Genomic DNA, 19,854 nt, shown 5'->3' on the forward strand with positions numbered 1-19,854 from the left:
GGTTCGCATCCCTTCCCCCCCCCCGCGCCCGCCTCCGGTGTTTCCCTTGTTTTTTTTTTGGGGGGGGGGGGGGGGGGGGGGGGGGGGCCGGGCCCCCCCCCCCCCCCCCCCCCCCGGGTCCGGCGGACCCTGCTCAGAGCGCGGCGAGGTAGTCGGGGAGGGCGACGGCCGGGTCCAGGTCCGTTGCCGGGATCGGTGCGCCGTAGCCGCGGATCAGGGGGACGACGCCCGTCCAGTGGGGGAGTGCAGCGTCCTCGGGCTCGTCGTTGGGACCGCCGGTGCGGACCTTCGCGGAGACCTCCTCCAGGTCGAGGCGGATCACGGCGGTCGCCGCGAGTTCCTTGGCGTTGGCCGGGCGAGAGTCGCCGGAGCGGCCGGGAACGACGTGGTCGACCAGCGCGTCGAGCGCGGCGCGGCGCTCCTCCCCGTCGGTCACCTCGCGGGCGACGCCGTGAACCACCACGGAGCGGTAGTTGATCGAGTGGTGGAAGGCGGAGCGGGCCAGCACCAGGCCGTCCACGTGGGTGACGGTCAGGCAGACGGCGAGCCCGGGGTCGCTCTGGCCTGCCATGCGCAGGGGGCGGGAGCCCGTCGAACCGTGCACGTAGAGGCGGTCGCCGACGCGGGCGTAGAGCGTCGGCAGGACAACGGGCGCGCCGTCACGGACGAAGCCGAGGTGGCAGACGTAACCCTCGTCGAGTATCGCGTGCACCAGGTCGCGGTCGTACGAGGCGCGTTCCCGGGAGCGGGTGGGGACGGTGCGCTCGGACGGCGCGTAGGAGGTGGTGTCCGTCATTGCGTTCTCCATTGTACTAGTGCATACTTTTGTTTGTGCTAGGGCGACAGTATCGGATCAGTGGGCGACGTGCGTCGGAAATTGCCGCGAGTGTGGAGCGTGCGGTGGGGTCCGGGGAGCTGGCCCCGGGTGAACTGCTGCCGTCCATGCGGGAGTTGGCTGGAGAGCTGGGGGTCAATCCGAATACGGTCGCGGCCGCGTACCGGACGCTGCGCGACCGGGGGGTGATCGAGACCTCGGGCCGTCGGGGCAGTCGGGTGCGCCCCCGGCCGGCCAGTACGGCGCGGGAGTCGATCAGGGTCGACGTACCGCCCGGGGTACGGGACTTGAGCGAGGGCAATCCCGACCCGGCGCTGCTGCCGTCGCTGCACGACGCGTTCGCCGCCGCCGTGCGGCACAACGCGGACCGGCCCGTGCTGTACGGGCAGGATCCGGTGGATCCGGACTTCACCCGGCTCGCGCGGGCGGCGTTCGACGCGGACCAGGTGCCGAGCGGCTCCGTGGTCGTCACGTCCGGGTCGCTGGACGCGATCGAGCGCGTGCTGGCCGCCCGGCTGAAACCGGGTGACGCGGTGGCGGTCGAGGACCCGGGGTGGGCCAGCCTGCTCGACCTCATCCCGGCGCTCGGGCTGACGGCCGTACCGGTCGGGCTCGACGACAACGGGCCGCTGCCCGGTGAGGTCGAACGGGCGCTGCGGGGTGGAGCCCGGGCCCTCGTGATCACCAACCGGGCGCAGAACCCGACCGGCGCGGCCGTCGGCGTCGCGCGCGCCCAGGAGCTCCGCGGGGTCCTGACGATGTTCCCGGAGGTTCTGCTCATCGAGGACGACCACGGGCACGCGATCGTCGATCTCCCGGTGCGTCCGCTCGCGGGCGTGACTGATCAATGGGTGTTCGTGCGGTCCGTCGCGAAGGCGTACGGGCCCGACCTGCGGCTCGCGATGATGACCGGCGACGCGGTCACGGTCGACCGCGTCGTGGGGCGTCAGCGGCTCGGCCCCGGCTGGGTGAGCCGGCTGGTGCAGCGGGCGGTCGTCGAGCTGTGGCAGGCCGGCGCCGTGGACGTACGGACCGTCTCGCGCGAGTACGGCGAGCGGCGCGACGCGCTGATGCGTGCGCTGCGGGAGCGGGGGATCGAGGCGCACGGACGCAGCGGGCTGAACGTCTGGGTGCCGGTCGCGGACGAGACGGGGGTGGTGGCACGGCTGCTGCACGCGGGGTGGGCCGTCGCGCCGGGGGCTCGGTTCCGGATGGCCGCGCCGCCGGGTGTGCGGCTGACGGTGTCGGCGATGGCGCCGGCGGACGTCGGCCCCCTCGCCGACGCCGTCGCCGCCGCGGCGGGCCCGCCGTCGGGTGGGCGGCGTTACGGGTGACGTACGGGGGCGCGCCCCCCCCCTGGGCCTGGGCGTGAGGGCCGGGGCGACCGCGACAGCCGGGGCCTGGGCGGCCGAGGGTTCGGTGGGTCGCCTCAGGCAGGGGCGTCAGGCCGGGCGCTGCGGACGCCCTCGCCTCCCCCGGACTGCGGCCACGGCGGCGGACGGGTCGTGGCGTCCGGCCGCCGCACGGCGTCGGGGTGGTGCTGCCACCGCCGCGACGAACCGTTCGTGGGCCGGGCCCGCTTGTGCGGACCGGTCCGGATGGTTCGGTCGGTTGCCCTCCGGTCGGTGGTCCGGCCGGTTGCCCTCCGATTGGTTCGCCGCTGCCGGCCGCCGCACCGGGGCGGGGTGGTGGGGCCCAGGCGGCGCCGGTCGTCGCGCCGGGCCCCGTTTCAACGGTTGTGGGAGCCGGTCGGGTAGTCACCGCTCACTGGGTCGCCCCGCAAACCGGCCTGGTGTGGGGGCGGCCGCCCCTGGGGAGCTGGTTCAGTCGCCCGCCGGAGTCGCAGTCGCCTCTCGGGTTCGGGGGCGGCTCTGGGTCAGGGCCGCGCCCGCGAGGACGATGAGCGCGCCCACCGGGGTGTTCCAGCTGAGGTGTTCACCGAGCAGGGTGACGCCTGCGACCGTGGCGATCACCGGGATGAAGTACGTGACCATCTGGGCGGTCGTCGGGCCGATCTCGGCCACCAGGCCGTACTGGAGCAGCATCGCGAAGCCCGTGCCGAGCGCGCCCAGCGCCACCACCGCGAGCAGGGGAACGACCGGGAACGACGTCGGCATGGTCGTGAAAAGGGGTGTCACCACGGCGAGCTGGGCGGTGCCGAGCAGGAGCTGGGCGCCCGTCATGGACAGGGCCGAGTTGCCGGTGCCGCCGAGCGTGCGGCGCAGGTAGATCCAGCCCACCGGATAGCTGAGCGAGGCCAGCAGCGCCATCGCCGTACCGCCGAAGTCCAGGCCCGAGAAGCCCTGCCACGCGCCGAGGACCGTCAGGACGCCGATGAACCCCAACCCGAGCCCCGCCACGCGGCGGCGGGTCGGGCGGTCCTCCGAGAAGGTCACGAGCGAGAGCGCCATGCCCCACAGCGGCGAGGTGGCGTTGCAGATGCCGGCGAGCGTCGAGGGGATCGTCAGCTCGGAGTACGCGAAGAGCGTGAACGGCAGGGCGTTGAGGAAGAACGCGGCGACGGTGAGATGACCCCACGTCCGGGCGCCGCGCGGCAGCCCCACCCGCTTCACGGCCATCGCCGCGGCGAGCACGGCCGTACCGAAGAGCAGCCTCCCGAGGGTGACCTGGAAGGGCGCGTACGCCTGTGTTCCGACCTTGATGAGCAGGAAGCTGAAGCCCCAGATCAGTGCGAGCACGCCGAAACGGATGCGCCAGTCGAGGGCGGGGCGTCGGTCGGGCGCGGGAGGGCTGTCCTGCGGGGCGGGGCCGGCGGGTTGTGCCGGGGCGGGCTGTGCGGCGCGGCGGAGTGGGGCGACGAAGCTCATGGTGTGTACCCTCGCGTGCCACACGTCGTAGCACAAGCGAGATTTTGTGGATCGTTTCGCTTAGTATCGCTTACATGTTGAATCTGGAGCGCCTGCGTACGCTCGACGCCCTCGCCCGGCACGGTTCCGTCAGCGGCGCGGCCGACGGCCTGCACGTGACGACCTCCGCCGTCTCCCAGCAGATGGCCAAGCTGGAGCGCGAGGTCGGTCAGCCCCTGCTCGCCAAGAACGGCCGCGGTGTGCGCCTCACCGACGCCGGGCGGCTGCTCGCCGACCACGCAGCGCGCATCCTCTCGCAGGTCGAACTCGCGCAGTCCGACATCGAGGCGCAGCGCGGCCGCGTCGTCGGCGACCTCACGGTCGCCGCCTTCCCCACCGCCGCCCGCGGGCTGCTCCCCGCCGCGCTCGCCGCGCTCCGCGTCGAACACCCGCACCTGCGGGTGCAGATGCGGGAGGTGGAGCCGGACGAATCCGTACGCGGGGTCGTGCGGGGCGACTTCGACCTCGCCGTCGTGCTCGACTGGTACAACAGGCCGCTCTCCGTGCCCGAAGGGCTGGCCAAGCAGGAGCTGCTGCACGACCCCGCCGATGTCGCGATGCACGTCGACCACCCGCTCGCCGACCGTGCCTCCGTGGAGCTGGAGGATTTCGCCGACGACGACTGGGTGACCTGGGCCGAGGGCGAGTTCTGCCACGAGTGGCTGATGTTCACGCTGCGGGGCAAGGGCGTCGAGCCCCGGATCGCGCACGTCGCGGAGGAGCACGCCACCCAGCTCGCGCTGATCGCCGAGGGCCTCGGCGTGTGCGTGGCGCCCCGGCTGGGGCGCGGCCCGGTGCCGGACCGGGTCCGCGTCGTACCGGTGCGGCACGCGATGCGGCGGCACGTCTACGCCGTCTGGCGCGCCGACGCCGACCGGCGGCCTTCCATCCGCGCGGCGGTCGACGCGCTGTGCACGGCGGGCGCGGCCGTCGTCAGCTGAAGGGATCGGGCAGCCGCGGGGCTCGGCGGCGCCGCAGGCCGGGGCTCAGGCGCCGCCGAGCTTGCGGAAGTCCCAGGACGTCACCGCGTCCGGCATCAGCCGCAGCCAGGCGTGCCGGCCGTCGTGCGGCATCTGCGTCATGCCGAAGTACTTCCGCGGGAAGAGGCGCTCCGGTACGTCGAGTTCCGGGCAGGGCTCGCCCGTGCGCGGCGCCTCGCCGACGAAGACGGCGGTGCCCGACAGTTCGATGCCGCGCAGTTCGCCGTACTCCACGCCGTCGTCGACGACCACGGCCAGCCGGGCGTCCTTGCGCAGCTGTGCCCACCGGCGGCTGCGGGTGATGGAGTAGAGCCACAGGGACTCCCCGTCCCAGACGAACCACAGCGCGCCGACGTGCGGGCTGCCGTCCGCCGAGACGGTCGCCACCCGGCAGGTGCGCTGTTCGGTGAGGAACGCGTCCCGTTCGGCGTCCGTCATCATGATGCGGCGGCCTCTGCGCTGTGTGGCGCTCATCGGCGTCCCTTCATGGTTTCTGACCAGGTGTCAGAAATCATGGGGTCTCTTCCCTCATCACGCAATGCCCGTTAGCCTCGCGCGCCCAGACCCGAGGGGGAGCCGTGCCGTCGTACGAACAGCTCGCGGAGCAGCTCGATCCGGCAACCACGGTCCTGCTCACCGTGGAATGCCAGCAGGGCGTCGTCGGACCGGACGGCGCACTGCCCGAACTCGCCCGGGAGGCCCGCTCCTCAGGGGCGCTGCTCCGCGTCGCGCGGCTGGTCGACGCCGCCCACGAGGCCGGCGTGCAGGTGCTGCACGCCGTGGCGGAACGGCGTCCCGACGGGCGCGGCTCCAGTGCGAACGCGCGCCTGTTCCGTGCCGCGCGGCGGCTGCCCGTACAGCAGTTCTCGGGAACGGCCGCGGTGCGCGTCGCGGAGCCGCTCGACGTCGCGGACGAGGACCTCGTCGTACGGCGGCTGCACGGCCTTTCGCCGCTCTCGGGAACGGGCGTCGACGCGCTCCTGCGCAACCTCGGCTGCACGAGCCTCGTCGTCACGGGAGTCTCGGCGAACGTGGCGATTCCCAACGCCGTCTTCGACGCGGTCAACCTCGGTTACACCGCCGTCGTGCCCGCGGACGCCATCGCGGGAGTGCCCGCCGACTACACCCCCGCGATGATCCGCAACACGCTCGCCCTCGTCGCCACGATCACGACGACCGACGACGTGCTCGCATGCTGGAAGCGACCGCGCCGGGAGGGCGGCGGGCCGGGGCTCAGGCAAGGGTGATCGAGTCGCCCTCGACCTTGATGGCCGCGGCGGGCAGCGGCTGCTTCGCGGGGCCGCCCTTCACGCTGCCGTCCGTCGCGTCGAACATGCTCCCGTGGCACGGGCAGTTGATCATCCCGTCGGCCACGTCCTTGACCGCGCACCCCTGGTGCGTGCACTTCGACGAGAACGCCTTGAACTGTCCCGCGGTGGGCTGGGTGACGACCACGCCCTGGTCGGCGAAGACCTTGCCGCCGCCCTCCGGGATGTCGGCCGTCCTGGCCAGCACGGCACCGGCGTCCTGGCCGCCTCCGCCCGCCGCGCCCTCGCCGCCGACGGGCTTGTCGGCCACGGTGCCGGACGGGCTGTCGCCGTCCGAACCGCCGCACGCCGTCAGCGCGGCGGCGACCCCGGCGGCGCCCACTGCGGCGACGACCGTACGGCGGCCGAACAGCCGCCCTGTCTCGTGAGATCCCGTGGTGCCCGTCATGCGCGTACTCCCCTTCGGTCACTGGCTGTGCGGTGTTGTACGGGGGGCCGGGCGGCGGTGTTCACCGGCCGGGCGATTTCTTCGGCGAGTCTCGCACCGGCGGCGCGTCGGGCGGGGCATCCAGCCGCGCGAATCTGTGAGCGAAAGGCCGTCAAGACGGCAGTAATCTGGGGAAATGCTCTCCGAAGTCACAGCGACCCGCTACGTCACGCCCCTGCGTGAGGGCGGCTCGCTCCCGGGGATCGTCGAGGCCGACGATCTCGGTACGTACGTCATGAAGTTCACCGGTGCGGGGCAGGGCCGCAAGACCCTGGTCGCCGAGGTCGTCTGCGGCGAACTGGCCCGCCGGCTCGGGCTGCGCGTCCCCGAACTGGTCACCATCCAGCTCGATCCGGTGATCGGCCTGGCGGAGCCCGACCAGGAGGTGCAGGAACTGCTCAAGGCGAGCGGCGGACTGAACCTCGGCATGGACTACCTCCCCGGCTCGATCGGCTTCGACCCACTCGCCTACGAGGTGGACCCGGCCGAGGCCGGCCGGGTGGTGTGGTTCGACGCACTGATCAACAACGTCGACCGTTCCTGGCGCAACCCCAACCTGCTCGTCTGGCACGGCGACCTGTGGCTCATCGACCACGGAGCCACCATGATCTGGCAGCACAACTGGCCGACCGCCGCGAACGCGTCCGCGAAGCCGTACAACGCCTCGGACCACGTGCTCGCGCCCTTCGGGCCGGACACCGCGGGCGCGGCCGCCGAGCTCGCGCCGCTGGTCACCGAGGAGCTGCTGACCGAGGTCGCCGCCGAGATCCCCGTCGAGTGGCTCGTCGACGAGCCCGGCTTCGAGAGCACCGACGCGCTGCGCCGCGCCTACGTCGACGCCCTGCTGCCGCGCGCCGCGACGATCCACGAGCGCATCACCATCAGCGCGCCGACCGAGGACAAGCCGTCGCAGGCCCCCGGCTGGCTGGCGGACCGCCTGACGCCGCGGCCGAGGCCGGCCGGACAGGACACGAAGGACGGCGGCGCATGAGCACCGGGCGCGATGTCTTCGAGTACGCGCTGGTGCGCGTCGTGCCGCGGATGGAGCGGGGCGAGATGTTCAACGCCGGCGTGCTCGTCTACTGCCGGGCCAAGTCCTTCGTGGCCGCCCGGACGCACCTCGACGAGGCCAAGCTGCGGGCCCTGGACCCCGGCGCCGACGTGACGGGCGTACGGGCCGCCCTGCGCGCCGTGGAGGGCGTCTGCGGCGGCGGGGCGGCGGCGGGGCAGGCGGCCGGCGACGACCCCGGACGGCGGTTCCGCTGGCTGATCGCGCCGCGTAGCACCGTCGTGCAGCCGGGGCCGGTGCACACCGGCCTGACGGCGGATCCGGAGGCCGAGGTCGAGCGTCTGCTCGACCTGCTGGTGCGGTGATCTCCGCTACGGATACGCCGGGTGGATCCGTGGGCCGTTGACACCGCGTGCCAGGGCTTCTAGCGTCACGTCTGCTGAAGCTACTAAGCGGTTGCTCAGTGATCGGGAACTCACTCCCGGTGACGCGGCGGCCGCACCCAAGGGCGAGGAGAACCAGCATGTCCACCACCGAGCAGCGTGTCGCGATCGTGACCGGGGCGGCGCGCGGCATTGGCGCCGCCACCGCCGTGCGTCTGGCCGCAGAGGGCCGCGCCGTCGCCGTACTCGACCTCGACGAGGCCGCGTGCAAGGACACCGTCGAAAAGATCACGGCGGCGGGCGGCACCGCCCTCGCCGTCGGCTGCGACGTATCCGACAGCGCTCAGGTCGAGGCAGCAGTGGCGCGCGTCGCCGCGGAGCTCGGTGCGCCGACGATCCTCGTGAACAACGCGGGCGTCCTGCGCGACAACCTGCTCTTCAAGATGAGCGAGTCCGACTGGGACATCGTGATGAACGTGCACCTCAAGGGCGCGTTCCTGATGGCCAAGGCCTGCCAGAAGCACATGGTGGACGCCACGTTCGGCCGCATCGTCAGCCTCTCCAGCAGCTCGGCGCTCGGCAACCGGGGCCAGGCGAACTACTCCGCCGTCAAGGCGGGCCTCCAGGGCTTCACCAAGACCCTCGCCAAGGAGCTCGGCAAGTTCGGCATCACGGCCAACGCCGTCGCGCCCGGCTTCATCGTCACCGAGATGACCGCGCAGACCGCCGCCCGCGTCGGCATGGGCTTCGAGGAGTTCCAGGCCGCGGCCGCCACCCAGATCCCCGTGCAGCGCGTCGGCACGCCGGACGACATCGCCAACGCCATCGCCTTCTTCACGGGCGAGGACGCCGGGTTCGTCTCCGGCCAGGTCATGTACGTCGCCGGCGGCCCGCTCAACTGACGCGCTCACCGACCAGGGATCGAGGGACTGAGGAACATGGCTGCTGAGGCAGAGGCACGGGACAGCGGGAAGGTCGCGCTCATCACGGGCGCGAGCCGTGGCATCGGGTACGGCGTCGCCGAGGCGCTCGTCGCCCGCGGCGACCGGGTGTGCATCACCGGGCGCAACGAGGACGCGCTCAAGGAGGCCGTCGAGCGGCTCGGCGCGGACCGGGTCATCGGCGTCGCGGGCAAGGCTCACGACGAGGCCCACCAGGCGGTCGCCGTGGAGCGCGCCATGGAGGCGTTCGGCCGCGTCGACTTCCTGATCAACAACGCGGGGACGAATCCGGTCTTCGGGCCGATCGCGGAGCTGGACCTCGGGGTCGCCCGCAAGACGTACGAGACGAACGTGATCTCCGCGCTCGGGTTCGCGCAGCAGACCTGGAAGGCGTGGCAGAAGGAGAACGGCGGGGCGATCGTCAACATCGCATCGGTCGCCGGCATCTCCGCCTCGCCCTTCATCGGTGCGTACGGCATGAGCAAGGCGGCGATGGTCAACCTGACCCTCCAGCTGGCGCACGAGTTCGCGCCGGGGGTCCGGGTGAACGCGATCGCGCCCGCCGTGGTGAAGACCAAGTTCGCCGAGGCTCTCTACGAGGGCCGTGAGGCCGAGGCCGCCGCGGCGTACCCGCTGGGCCGGCTCGGTGTTCCCCAGGACATCGGGGGAGCGGCCGCCTTCCTCACTTCGGACCAATCGGACTGGATCACGGGGCAGACATTGGTCGTCGACGGCGGTATCTTCCTGAACGCCGGCGTCGGCTGAGTCGCTTTACCCGGTTTTACTGTGGATTATGCCCAAGCGCCCTGCCGGGTCTGCCCGTTGACCGGACAGGGCGCTGCGGTATGGTCTGCCGACCCATGGCTGATCGAGGAGCGTGCACGTGTTCAACCGGACCAGATGTCTGCAGTCCGCTGCAGCCCTTGCGTCCATATCCCTGCTGAGCGGATGCGGGATGCTGTCCAGTGATCAGTCCGACACCGAGCAGAAGCTCTCCGTCGGTACGACGAGCACGCCCAGCACACTCGACCCTGCCGGTGCGTGGGACGGTTCGTGGGAGCTGTACAGAAACGTCTTCCAGACGTTGGTGAGCTACCCCACGGGGAGCACCACCCCCGAGCCGGACGCCGCGGAGAAGTGCGGCTTCGCGGACACCTCGAACAAGGTCTACACCTGCACGCTCCGCGAGGGCCTCACGTTCTCCGACGGTACGGCGCTGGACGCCGAGGCGGCCAAGTACTCGATCGAGCGGATCCTCACCATCGGGCAGAAGGGTGGCCCGAGCGGGCTTCTCTCCAGCCTCGACAAGGTGGAGACGAGCGGCGACCGGGAGATCACCTTCCGTCTGAACAAGCCGGACGCCACCTTCCCCTTCGTCCTCGCGACGCCGGCGATGTCGATGGTCAGCCCCGCGGACTACCCGAAGGACAAGCTCCGCACGGGCAACCAGCTGACGGGTTCGGGGCCCTACACCCTCGCGTCGTACCAGCGCGACAAGATGGCCGAGCTCGTGAAGAACCCGAAGTACGACGGGTTCGCCGACCTCAAGAACGACGCCGTCACGATCCACTACTACCAGGACTCCGCGGTGATGGTCGCGGCCCTGAAGAAGAAGGAGATCGACGCGACGTTCCGCGGTCTGACCGCCGAGCAGGTCATCGACCTCGAGGACCAGCCGAAGGAGAAGCAGCTCCAGGTCGTCGAGGCGACGGGCGCCGAGATCCGCTACCTGGTCTTCAACCCCAAGGACCCGAACGCGCGCAAGCCCGCCGTCCGCCGGGCCATCGCCCAGGTGGTGGACCGCGGCGCCCTCGTAGACAAGGTCTACAAGGGCACCGCGGAGCCGCTGTACTCCATGATCCCGAGCGGGGTCGCCGGCCATGCGACGAGCTTCTTCGACACCTACGGCGAGCCGAGCGTGCCGAAGGCGAAGAACATCCTCGCCGAGGCGGGCATCACCGAGCCGGTCCCGCTGACCTTCTGGTACACCTCCGACCGGTACGGCTCCTCCACCGCTCTGGAGTTCGCCGAGCTCAAGCGGCAGCTGGACGAGTCGGGGCTCTTCAAGATCACGCTGAAGCACCGCCCGTGGAACGCCTTCTACAAGGGCTACCAGAAGGGCGAGTACCCGGTCTTCGGCCGTGGCTGGTCTCCCGACTTCCCGGACCCGGACAACTTCGTCGCGCCCTTCGTCGGCGAGAACAACGCCGTCGGCACGCCGTACGACACCCCGGAGATCACGGCCAGCCTGCTGCCCAAGACGCGCCAGGAGAGCGACCGCGCCGCGGTCGGCGACCAGTTCGGCCGTGCCCAGGAGATCCTGCTGGAGGACGTACGCCTGCTGCCGCTGTGGCAGGGCAAGCTGTACGTCGCCGCCTCCGACGAGATCGCGGGCGCCGAACGGGCGCTGGACCCGCAGACGATCATGCAGGTCTGGCAGCTGCACAAGAAGACCAGCTGGTAGGAGTCCGTTGTCAGTGGCCCCAGGTAGGTTCTTTGACGAAGAACTGATCGTTTACCGGAGGTTGTTGACGTGACCGACACCGACATGCTGCCCGACTCCTGGCGCGGCGTCCTCGGGGACGAGCTGCAGAAGCCCTATTTCCAGCAGCTCACCGAATTCGTCGAGAAGGAGCGGGCGAACGGGCCGGTCTACCCGCCGCGCGAGGAGGTCTTCGCCGCCCTGGAGGCCACGCCGTACGACCGGGTGAAGGTCCTGGTCCTCGGCCAGGACCCCTACCACGGCGAAGGCCAGGGCCACGGCCTGTGCTTCTCGGTGCGACCGGGTGTCAAGGTGCCTCCGTCCCTGCGGAACATCTACAAGGAGATGAACGCGGAGCTGGGCACCCCGATCCCGGACAACGGCTACCTCATGCCGTGGGCCGAGCAGGGCGTCCTGCTGCTCAACGCCGTGCTGACGGTGCGGGCCGGCGAGGCCAACTCCCACAAGGGCAAGGGGTGGGAGACGTTCACGGACGCGGTGATCCGCGCCGTGGCCTCGCGGCCCGACCCGGCGGTCTTCGTGCTCTGGGGCAACTACGCGCAGAAGAAGCTGCCGCTGATCGACCAGGAGCGCCACGTGGTCGTCAAGGGCGCGCACCCCTCGCCCCTCTCGGCGAAGAAGTTCTTCGGGTCCCGGCCGTTCACGCAGATCAACGAGGCGGTGGAGGCCCAGGGCCACCGGCCCATCGACTGGACCGTGCCGAATCTGGGCTGATCAGCCCAGGTCGTAGGCGAAGGTGTACGGGACGGCCGGCTCGCCGTGCCGCGCGGTGTAACCGCCCGTCCCGCTCAGCCCGGCCAGCTCGCCCGTGCCGGAGCCGGTCACCACCTCGAAGGCGCAGTGGACCGTGCCGTCCTCGCCGAAGGTGCCCCGTTCCTCGACGGCGAACGTTCCCGCACGGCCGTTTACGGAGCCGCTGAAGAGCTGGTGGCCGACGAACGTCCCGGTCTTCGCGCTCGCGTAGGCGATGGAGTACTCGCACGTGGTCGGGGCCGCCTCGATGACGCCGGTGAAGACATTGGTGACGGACGCCCGGGCCAGCCTGGGGCCCGGTTCCGTCCCGGCGGCCGGGGTCTCGTCCCAGTGGGTGAAGGTGAAGCTTCCGGTGGCCTGTGCGGGCATGGAGGTTCCTCTCAAGAGCCGGCGCGACCCTCTCGCGCTCCCTGGGACCAGCATTGCTTCCGTACCTGACACCTCCTGTCAGGTACGGCGGAGGTGGCCGCAGACTTGGCCCATGCGCGCCGACCGACTGCTCTCCCTCCTTCTCCTGCTGCAGAACCGCGGTCGCACGACCGCTCCCGAACTCGCCCGTGAGCTGGGCGTCTCCGTCCGCACCGTCTACCGGGACGTCGAGGCGCTCAGCGCGTCCGGCGTGCCGGTGTACGCCGACCGGGGCCCGGCCGGTGGTTACCGGCTGATGGACGGCTATCGCACCCGGCTGACCGGCCTGACGGTCGACGAGGCGGGGTCGCTGCACTTCGCGGGCATGCCGGACGCCGCGGCCGAACTGGGTCTTGCCGCCGACCTGACGACGGCCCGGCTCAAGCTGGAGGCGGCGCTGCCGGACGGTCTGGGGGAGCGCACCCGGCGTGTGCAGGAGCGGTTCCACCTGGACGCCCCCGCGTGGTTCCGCGACGCGGATCCCGCGCCGTACCTCGCCGAGGTCGCCGGAGCGGTCTGGCGGGAGCGGCTTCTGCGCGTCCACTACCGGCGTTGGCGCGGTGACGTGCACCGGGACCTCGGGCCGCTGGGCCTCGTGCTGAAGGGCGGCAACTGGTACCTCGTGGCGGACGCCGGGGAGTCGGTGCGCACGTACCGGGTGTCGCGGATGCTCGCCGCACAGGCGCTGGAGGAGAGCTTCGCGCGCCCCGCCGGGTTCGACCTGGCGGCGTACTGGCAGGAGAGCGCCCGCCGGATGGAGGCCGGGGTGCTGCGGGGCGAGGCGCGGCTGCGCGTGTCGCCGCGCGGCCTCACGCTGCTGCCTGTGCAGTGCGGGGCGGCGGGTTCGCAGGCGGTGCGGGCTGCGGGGCCGCCGGACGCGGAGGGGTGGGTCGAGACGGTACTGCGCGTGGAGGCGCCACCCGTGGCGCTGGGGGACCTGCTGCGGCTCGGCCTGGAGGTCGAGGTCCTGGGGCCGCCGGAACTGCGGGCGGAGCTCGCCCGTACGGTCACCGGCCTGGCGCAGCGCTACCGGGGCGCCGCCCGAGCCTGAGCCCGATTGTCAGTGCCTGGGTCTAGCGTCGTGATCGTCGGTATTGGCTTTCACGCGCAGGTGCGGCGGGCGAGGAGAAACGGCGATGGAGCAGCAGGAGGCGTCCGAGGACGTCACGATGACGCGGATCGGACAGGCGATCATGCTTCTCCACGCCGGGGACCGCGAGGAGGCGCGCAACCGCCTCGGCGAGCTGTGGACGGAGATCGGTGAGGACGGTGACGCGTTCCACCGCTGCACGCTCGCCCACTACATGGCGGACACGCAGGACGACGCCGGGGACGAGCTGGCGTGGGACCTCAGAGCGCTGGCGGCCGCCGACGGGCTCACCGACGAGCGGGTGGCCCGGCACGACGCGTCGGTCGCGGTACGCGGGTTCTACCCCTCGCTGCACCTCAACCTCGCCGCCGACTACCTGAAGCTGCACCGCCCGGACGCCGCGCGCACCCACCTGGGGCGGGCGCGGGCAGCGTCGGACGCGCTGGGGAACGACGGGTACGGGGACAGTGTGCGGGCGGCCATCGACCGGCTGGAGCGGAGGCTGGCGGACGCGGGATGACGGACCCGGGGTGACGGACAGGGGGTGAGCACGCGAGGGTGACGGACTCGGGGTGACGGACAGGGGGTGAGCACGCGAGGGTGACGGACTCGGGGTGACGGACAGGGGGTGAGCACGCGGGGGTGACGGGCTCGGGGCCGCGGACACGGGTGACGGCCGGGGAGGCACGCCGGACGGCGGGCGCGGGCCGACCGCCCTGTGCGTCACCGTCCGTACGTATCGCGGCAGATGCGGGCCTGCGCGCTGTCGTGCTGCCAGCCGCCGTACCCCTCGCCGAGCGCGCACACGTCCGCCCCGCCGCCCGGGGCGGGCACCGGCAGGGACGGCAGGACGCGCGGCACCGGCACGGCTGCCTTCGGCGGCGCGGGGGCGGCGGGCACGGGCCGGGCGGGGGCCGGGTCCGTCGCCGGCAGCCGGGCCGGGCGGCGGGGCGGTGCGGGCCGCGCGTCCCGGCGTACCGCCGGGGTCTCCCGCCGCTCGGCCCCGGCCGCCGCCTCCTTCGGCGGGTGCAGCGCGGCGTCCAGGGCCTCGCGGGCGGGAGCCTGCACGATCTGCGGCTCCACCGCCCGGCCCCGGGGGAGCGGCGGAGCATCGGGGGTGGGTACGGCGGCGGGGGCGGGCGGGGGCTCGACCGCCACGCAGCCGCTGACGGTGGCGGAGACGGCCGTGACCGCCACTCCCACGAGGATCTTCACGGTGGTTCTCGTTCGGTGCACCCGCTCAACTCTGGTGGGCGCGGGGCGGATTTCGCGAACCCGCACGGGATATTGGCCCGCACGAGTGATGCCCCGGTCCGGTGCCCTAGTCGCCCGTCGTGCCGTCGATGCGTTCGCGCAGCAGGTCCGCGTGGCCGTTGTGACGGGCGTACTCCTCGATCATGTGGACGTAGATCCAGCGGAGGTTGTACGACTTCCCGCTGCGGTGCTCGCCCTTGCCGAGATCGTCGAGTGAGTGCTGTGCGGCCAGTTCGCGTGCCCGGCCGATCGCGTCGCGCCAGGCGGTGTGCGCCTCGGCCCAGGTGTCCTGTTCCGTCACCCGGAAGTCCCCGTCCGGGTTCCCGTCGCTGTAGTAGAGGCGCGGGGCGTCCTCGCCGCCCAGCACCCGGTGGAACCAGCCCCGCTCGACCTCCGTCATGTGCCGTACGAGTCCCAGCAGCGACAGGGACGACGGCGGCGCGGAAGTCTCCCGCAGCTGTTCCTCGTTCAGGCCCGCGCACTTGAGCGCCAGCGTCTCGCGGTGGAAGTCCAGCCAGCTTTCGAGCATTTCGCGCTCGCCGGCGGTGGTGGAGGGATCGGTGCGAACGTCAGGATGCGTCATGGCGGTCATGGTCACGCACTGATCCACTCGCCGCCAGCCCTTTACGCGCCGACCGCTCCCCGGCCCCCGGGGGCCGGGGAGCCGAGCATCCCGCGCAGCAGCTCGCCGAACCCCTTGCGCAGCTCCTCCTCGCTGGGGACCGCCGCGTGGTACGAACCGGCGGCGCAGGAGAACATCAGCCCCTCGCACCACGCCACCAGTGACAGCGCGTGCCGCTCGGGCTCCCGCGAACCCGCCGCCGTCATCAGCGCGTTGAGGGGTTCCCGGAAGCGGCGCCGGCCCGTCGCGTCGTAGAACTCGCGCAGTTCGGGGCGGCGGGTCGCCTCCAGGCCCAGTTCGTACCGCGCGACGAGCAGCTCGCGGTGGTGCGCCAGATGGCGGTGCAGGGCCGTAGCGAGCGCGTCCACGACGGCGTCGAGCCCGCCCGCCGGGGCCGGCATCTCGTCCACGGCGAGCACCCGCGCCTCGCGCTCGGCCAGCCGGCGGACCGTCGCCTCCAGCAGCGCCTGCCGGGTGCGGGCGTAGTTGGAGGTGGAGCCCTGCGGAAGCCCGGCGCGTTCGTCGACCGCCCGGTGGGTCAGCCCGCGCATGCCGCGCTCCACGAGCAGGGCCAGGGCGGCGTCGGCGATCAGTTCGGGGCGGGAGCGGCCCGCGGCGGCGCGTGCGGTCATGAGAACCAACCTACCGTGCGCACTACATCTGTAGTACGGTCATGGGGTTACTACAGGTGTAGTTGCCGAGGAGTAGTCATGCCCATGAGTTCCAAGGCCCAGCCCCGCGCCGTGATCGTGGGGAGCGGAATCGGCGGACTGACCGCCGCCGTCGCCCTCCACCAGCGCGGCTGGCACGTCACCGTCCTGGAGCGCGCCGCCTCCGTGGAACCCGTCGGCGCGGGGATCGCTCTCGCCCCCAACGGGCACCGCGCCCTCGACGTCGTCGGAGTCGGTGAGGAGATCCGCGCGCTGGCCGCCTGGCAGGGCGACGGGGGCATGCGTTCCCCCACGGGCCGCTGGCTCTCCCGTACGGACAGCACCGCCGCCGCCGAGCGCTTCGGCGGCCCGCTCGTCCTCCTCCACCGCGCCACCCTCGTCGACCGCATCACCGCCCGGCTCCCCGACGGCGCGATCCGCACCGGGTGCCCCGCGACGCCGGCCGACCCCGGGGTCGCCGGCGGCCGCCCCGCCGTGGTCGCCACCCCCGACGGGGACGTCGAGGCGGATCTCGTCGTCGGCGCCGACGGCATCGGCTCCGCGACGCGACGCGCCCTCTTCCCGGACCACGCCGGCCCCCGCTACTCCGGGATAACCACCTGGCGCGTGGTCGTCCCCGCCGGCGCCGTCCCCGCCTTCCCGCCGCACGAGACCTGGGGCCGCGGGGCCCTGTGGGGCAGTCAGCCGCTGAAGGACGGGCGGGTGTACGCGTACGGCGCCGCCGTCGCCCCCGCCGGAGAACGCGCGCCCGGCGGCGAGAGGGCCGAGCTCCTGCGCAGGTTCGGCGACTGGCACGACCCCGTCCCCCGGATCATCGAAGCGGCCGGCCCCGACCAGGTCCTGCGTCACGACGTGCACCATCTGATCGACCCGCTGCCCGCCTTCCACCGCGGCCGGACCGTGCTGGTCGGCGACGCCGCGCACGCCATGTGCCCCACCCTCGGCCAGGGCGGGAACCAGGCCATCGAGGACGGCGTCGTACTGGCCCACCACCTCCCGGACGCGGCGGCCGTCGGGACCGGACTCGCGGCGTACTCCGCCGACCGGCTGCCGCGCACCACCGGCATCGTCCGCAAGTCCGCGACGGTCGCGCGCCTTGTGTCGTTGCGCAGCGCCCCCGCCGTGGCCGTGCGCGACACCCTGGTGCGCCTCGCCGGATTCGGCCCCGGCCTCGCCCTGCGCACCTTCGACGGCATCGCGAACTGGCAGCCGCCGCAGCGCACGTATGCTGCCGGGGCAGGGGACCGCCAGGTCCGCGATCAGGCACAGCGTTAGGGAGACCCTCCGTGAAGGTCGGCGTCATCGGGCTCGGAGACATCGCGCAGAAGGCGTACCTGCCCGTACTGACCACCCGCCCGGGCCTCGAACCGCACCTGCAGACGCGCACGCCGGCCACCCTCGCGCGGGTCGCCGCCATGTACCGGATCCCCGCGGAGCAGTGCCACACGGGCCTCGACGCGCTGCTCGCGCAGGGCCTGGACGCCGCCTTCGTGCACGCGCCCACCGCCGTGCACCCGCAGATCGTCACCCGGCTCCTGGAGGCGGGCGTCCCGACGTACGTCGACAAGCCGCTCGCGTACGAACTGGCCGAGTCGGAGCGGCTCGTACGGCTCGCCGAGGACCGTGGGGTCAGCCTCGCCGTCGGCTTCAACCGGCGGCTCGCTCCCCCGTACGCGCAGTGCGCCGAGCACCCGCGCGACCTGATCATCATGCAGAAGAACCGTGTCGGCCTTCCCGAGGACCCGCGCACCCTCGTCCTCGACGACTTCATCCACGTCGTCGACACCCTGCGCTTCCTCGTCCCCGGCACGGTCGACCACGTCGACGTACGGGCGAAGACGGTGGCGGGGCTGGTCCACCACGTCGTCCTTCAGCTGTCGGGCGACGGCTTCACGGCCATCGGCACCATGAACCGCATGAACGGTTCCACCGAGGAGATCCTCGAGGTCTCCGGCCAGGACGCCAAGCGCCAGGTGCTCAACCTCGCCGACGTCGTCGACCACAAGGGGCAGCCGACCGTCCGGCGGCGCGGCGACTGGGTGCCGGTGGCCCGCCAGCGGGGCATCGAGCAGTCCGTCGACACATTCCTGGACGCCGTACGGGCCGGAAAGCGGCTCAGTGCCCAGGACGCCCTGCTGACGCACGAGTTGTGCGAGCGGGTGGTCCTGGCGGTCGAGGAGCAGCGGGCCGCCTGAGGGCCCGTACGCCCGTCACCGCGCCCAGCAGGGCCAGCGCGGCGAGCGCGCCGTACACGGCCCAGTCGCCCGCCCGGACGTACACCGTCGAACCCTCGGCCAGCGGAACGTCGTACACCGCCGAAGTGCTCTCCTGGGTCCCCAGCGGCGGGCCGACGCGCTCGCCGCCGGGCGCGTACACCGCGCTGACGCCGGTGAGCGTCGCGTGCACCACCGGACGGCCGGTCTCGGCGGCCCGCAGCGCCGCGAGCGAGGCGTGCTGCTCGGGAGCCCAGCTGTTCTGGAACGTCGACGTCGCCGACTGGGTGACCAGCATCTGCGCGCCCCGCCGGACCAACTCCCGGCTCATGTCCGGGAACGCCGACTCGAAGCACACCAGAGGACCGACGCGCAGCCCGCCGGGCGCGCCACCGGCGAGCGTCATCACCACGGGGCTCGTGCCGCGCCGGCGGTCCTCGCCCGCGGCCTTGCCCACGGAGGTGGCCCAGCCGAGCACCGACCGCGCGGGGACGTACTCACCGAAGGGGACCAGACGCATCTTGTCGTAGCGCTGCCCGTCGACGCCGTTCGCGCCGACCAGCACCGAACTCTTGAAGATGCCGGGCCGGTCGGAGCGCCGCGCGTCCACATTGACCAGTACGTCGGCGTCCACCAGGCGGGCCAGGTCGGCGAGACGGGCCGCGAGGTCGGGCCGTGCGGTCAGATCCGCCGCGACGCTGCTCTCGCCCCACACCACCAGATCCGGGTCCTGCCCCGCGAGCTCGCGGGTGAGCGCCTCGCTCACCGCGAAACGCCGCTCCGGGCCGCTGACGACGCCCGGTTGTACGACGGCCACGCGCACCCGGCCGGTCTGCTCGGGGCGCGGCGCCCATGCCCAGACGGCGCCCGCCGCGACGGCGCAGGCCGCCAGCGCCGCGACCACGGGCCTGCGGGCCGCGGGCACGGCCACCAGCACCACGACGCCGGTGTTCACGGCCACCACCAGCAGGCTCACCAGCCAGACACCGCCGACCGACGCCACCCGCAGCGCCGGGGCGACCTCCCACTGGCTCGAACCGAGCAGCCCCCACGGGCCGCCCAACCCCTGCCAGGATCGGACCAGTTCAGCCATCAGCCAGCCGGACGGCACGACGGCGAGCGCGGCCGTCGTACGACGGGCCGACGGGGCCCCGCCCAGCATCGACCCGACCAGCCAGCCCCAGGGGAGCCACAGAAGGGCCAGCAGCGCCGCCAGGACCACGATGAACACATGGAGGCTCGGCATCAGCCAGTGATGTACGGCGATCATGAATCCGGTGGCTCCCAGCCAGCCGTCCAGTGCCGCCCGCCGGCCCGTCGGCGCCGAGCGGATCAGCAGCATCCACGGCACGAGGGCGACGTACGCGAACCACCAGAGGGAGGGCGCGGGGAAGGAGAGCGCGGGCAGGGCTCCGAGCACCACCGCGACGGCGCCGCGCCACCAGGGTGACGACAACCGGTCCCACCGGCCGGCCGGAATCCGCATACGTGCGCCTCCTCGTCCCGCCGCTGCGCCCCCGAGGAGCCCGGGAGCGGTGCCTGCCTCCAGTGTGGGGCAGCGCGACGATCG

Annotated in this window: 22 protein-coding genes; 13 read left to right on the forward strand and 9 right to left on the reverse strand. The window is 72.6% G+C overall.

Annotation, left to right across the window (positions count from 1 at the left end; translation table 11 throughout):
- Positions 1-133: 133 nt before the first annotated feature.
- On the reverse strand, positions 134-796 hold the full coding sequence (locus AC07FK_RS09350) for a pyridoxamine 5'-phosphate oxidase family protein (protein WP_479103997.1): 663 nt from the start codon (positions 794-796) through the stop codon (positions 134-136).
- Positions 797-831: 35 nt separating this feature from the next.
- On the opposite strand from AC07FK_RS09350, the gene AC07FK_RS09355 reads away from it, so the two are divergent.
- Positions 832-2,169 carry an aminotransferase class I/II-fold pyridoxal phosphate-dependent enzyme gene (locus tag AC07FK_RS09355; protein ID WP_479103999.1) on the forward strand — a complete coding sequence of 446 codons (1,338 nt, stop codon included), beginning with the start codon at positions 832-834 and terminating at the stop codon, positions 2,167-2,169.
- 489 nt (positions 2,170-2,658) lie between these two features.
- Here AC07FK_RS09355 and AC07FK_RS09360 read toward each other — a convergent pair whose 3' ends face one another.
- Positions 2,659-3,663, reverse strand: a complete 1,005-nt coding sequence (locus tag AC07FK_RS09360) for a DMT family transporter (protein ID WP_479104001.1) — start codon at positions 3,661-3,663, stop codon at positions 2,659-2,661.
- Positions 3,664-3,737: 74 nt separating this feature from the next.
- Between AC07FK_RS09360 and AC07FK_RS09365 the strand changes: the two genes are divergently transcribed.
- Positions 3,738-4,643 carry a LysR substrate-binding domain-containing protein gene (locus AC07FK_RS09365; protein ID WP_479104003.1) on the forward strand — a complete coding sequence of 302 codons (906 nt, stop codon included), beginning with the start codon at positions 3,738-3,740 and terminating at the stop codon, positions 4,641-4,643.
- A gap of 45 nt (positions 4,644-4,688) precedes the next feature.
- On the opposite strand, the gene AC07FK_RS09370 is transcribed toward AC07FK_RS09365, so the two are convergent.
- On the reverse strand, positions 4,689-5,156 hold the full coding sequence (locus AC07FK_RS09370) for a pyridoxamine 5'-phosphate oxidase family protein (RefSeq protein ID WP_479104005.1): 468 nt from the start codon (positions 5,154-5,156) through the stop codon (positions 4,689-4,691).
- Between the two features lie 104 nt (positions 5,157-5,260).
- Between AC07FK_RS09370 and AC07FK_RS09375 the strand changes: the two genes are divergently transcribed.
- Complete coding sequence (locus AC07FK_RS09375) at positions 5,261-5,929, forward strand: cysteine hydrolase family protein (RefSeq protein WP_479104007.1); 669 nt, start codon at positions 5,261-5,263, stop codon at positions 5,927-5,929.
- Here AC07FK_RS09375 and AC07FK_RS09380 read toward each other — a convergent pair.
- A complete protein-coding gene (locus AC07FK_RS09380) occupies positions 5,916-6,398 on the reverse strand; it encodes a Rieske (2Fe-2S) protein (protein ID WP_479104009.1) in 483 nt (160 codons plus the stop codon). The genes AC07FK_RS09375 and AC07FK_RS09380 overlap by 14 nt on opposite strands.
- A 175-nt stretch (positions 6,399-6,573) precedes the next feature.
- On the opposite strand from AC07FK_RS09380, the gene AC07FK_RS09385 reads away from it, so the two are divergent.
- The 6 genes from AC07FK_RS09385 to ung all read left to right on the forward strand — a co-directional run bounded on the left by AC07FK_RS09385 (position 6,574) and on the right by ung (position 11,987).
- Positions 6,574-7,428, forward strand: a complete 855-nt coding sequence (locus AC07FK_RS09385) for a HipA family kinase (RefSeq protein WP_479104011.1) — start codon at positions 6,574-6,576, stop codon at positions 7,426-7,428.
- A complete protein-coding gene (locus tag AC07FK_RS09390) occupies positions 7,425-7,811 on the forward strand; it encodes a DUF3037 domain-containing protein (protein WP_479104013.1) in 387 nt (128 codons plus the stop codon). The genes AC07FK_RS09385 and AC07FK_RS09390 overlap by 4 nt, the downstream gene beginning before the upstream one ends.
- A 158-nt stretch (positions 7,812-7,969) precedes the next feature.
- Positions 7,970-8,731: a 3-oxoacyl-ACP reductase FabG gene (gene fabG / locus AC07FK_RS09395; protein ID WP_479104015.1), complete on the forward strand. Its 762-nt coding sequence runs from the start codon at positions 7,970-7,972 to the stop codon at positions 8,729-8,731.
- A 36-nt stretch (positions 8,732-8,767) separates the two neighbouring features.
- The gene (locus AC07FK_RS09400) at positions 8,768-9,535 is read left to right on the forward strand and encodes an SDR family oxidoreductase (RefSeq protein ID WP_479104017.1); all 768 of its coding nucleotides are present in this window, start codon (positions 8,768-8,770) and stop codon (positions 9,533-9,535) included.
- 118 nt (positions 9,536-9,653) lie between these two features.
- Positions 9,654-11,234 carry an ABC transporter substrate-binding protein gene (locus AC07FK_RS09405; protein ID WP_479104019.1) on the forward strand — a complete coding sequence of 527 codons (1,581 nt, stop codon included), beginning with the start codon at positions 9,654-9,656 and terminating at the stop codon, positions 11,232-11,234.
- Between the two features lie 69 nt (positions 11,235-11,303).
- A complete protein-coding gene (gene ung / locus AC07FK_RS09410) occupies positions 11,304-11,987 on the forward strand; it encodes a uracil-DNA glycosylase (RefSeq protein ID WP_479104021.1) in 684 nt (227 codons plus the stop codon).
- On the opposite strand, the gene AC07FK_RS09415 is transcribed toward ung, so the two are convergent.
- Positions 11,988-12,395: a DUF3224 domain-containing protein gene (locus AC07FK_RS09415; protein ID WP_479104023.1), complete on the reverse strand. Its 408-nt coding sequence runs from the start codon at positions 12,393-12,395 to the stop codon at positions 11,988-11,990. It lies immediately after the preceding gene.
- 112 nt (positions 12,396-12,507) lie between these two features.
- Between AC07FK_RS09415 and AC07FK_RS09420 the strand changes: the two genes are divergently transcribed.
- Complete coding sequence (locus AC07FK_RS09420) at positions 12,508-13,485, forward strand: helix-turn-helix transcriptional regulator (protein ID WP_479104025.1); 978 nt, start codon at positions 12,508-12,510, stop codon at positions 13,483-13,485.
- 85 nt (positions 13,486-13,570) lie between these two features.
- A complete protein-coding gene (locus tag AC07FK_RS09425) occupies positions 13,571-14,044 on the forward strand; it encodes a hypothetical protein (RefSeq protein WP_479104027.1) in 474 nt (157 codons plus the stop codon).
- Positions 14,045-14,247: 203 nt separating this feature from the next.
- Here the strand turns inward: AC07FK_RS09425 and AC07FK_RS09430 are convergent, their stop codons facing one another.
- The 3 genes from AC07FK_RS09430 to AC07FK_RS09440 all read right to left on the reverse strand — a co-directional run bounded on the left by AC07FK_RS09430 (position 14,248) and on the right by AC07FK_RS09440 (position 16,032).
- Complete coding sequence (locus AC07FK_RS09430; RefSeq protein WP_479104029.1) at positions 14,248-14,760, reverse strand: hypothetical protein; 513 nt, start codon at positions 14,758-14,760, stop codon at positions 14,248-14,250.
- 85 nt (positions 14,761-14,845) lie between these two features.
- On the reverse strand, positions 14,846-15,370 hold the full coding sequence (locus AC07FK_RS09435) for a DinB family protein (RefSeq protein WP_479104939.1): 525 nt from the start codon (positions 15,368-15,370) through the stop codon (positions 14,846-14,848).
- 32 nt (positions 15,371-15,402) lie between these two features.
- Entirely contained in the window at positions 15,403-16,032 is a 630-nt protein-coding gene (locus tag AC07FK_RS09440; protein WP_479104031.1) for a TetR/AcrR family transcriptional regulator, read from the reverse strand.
- Between the two features lie 84 nt (positions 16,033-16,116).
- Here AC07FK_RS09440 and AC07FK_RS09445 point away from each other — a divergent pair, with 84 nt between their 5' ends.
- A complete protein-coding gene (locus AC07FK_RS09445) occupies positions 16,117-17,346 on the forward strand; it encodes an FAD-dependent monooxygenase (RefSeq protein ID WP_479104032.1) in 1,230 nt (409 codons plus the stop codon).
- 11 nt (positions 17,347-17,357) lie between these two features.
- Complete coding sequence (locus AC07FK_RS09450; protein WP_479104034.1) at positions 17,358-18,266, forward strand: Gfo/Idh/MocA family protein; 909 nt, start codon at positions 17,358-17,360, stop codon at positions 18,264-18,266.
- Here AC07FK_RS09450 and lnt read toward each other — a convergent pair.
- Entirely contained in the window at positions 18,187-19,770 is a 1,584-nt protein-coding gene (lnt, locus tag AC07FK_RS09455) for an apolipoprotein N-acyltransferase (protein ID WP_479104036.1), read from the reverse strand. The genes AC07FK_RS09450 and lnt overlap by 80 nt on opposite strands.
- Positions 19,771-19,854 lie beyond the last annotated feature (84 nt).

This window comes from Streptomyces sp. NPDC046122, assembly GCF_056429965.1.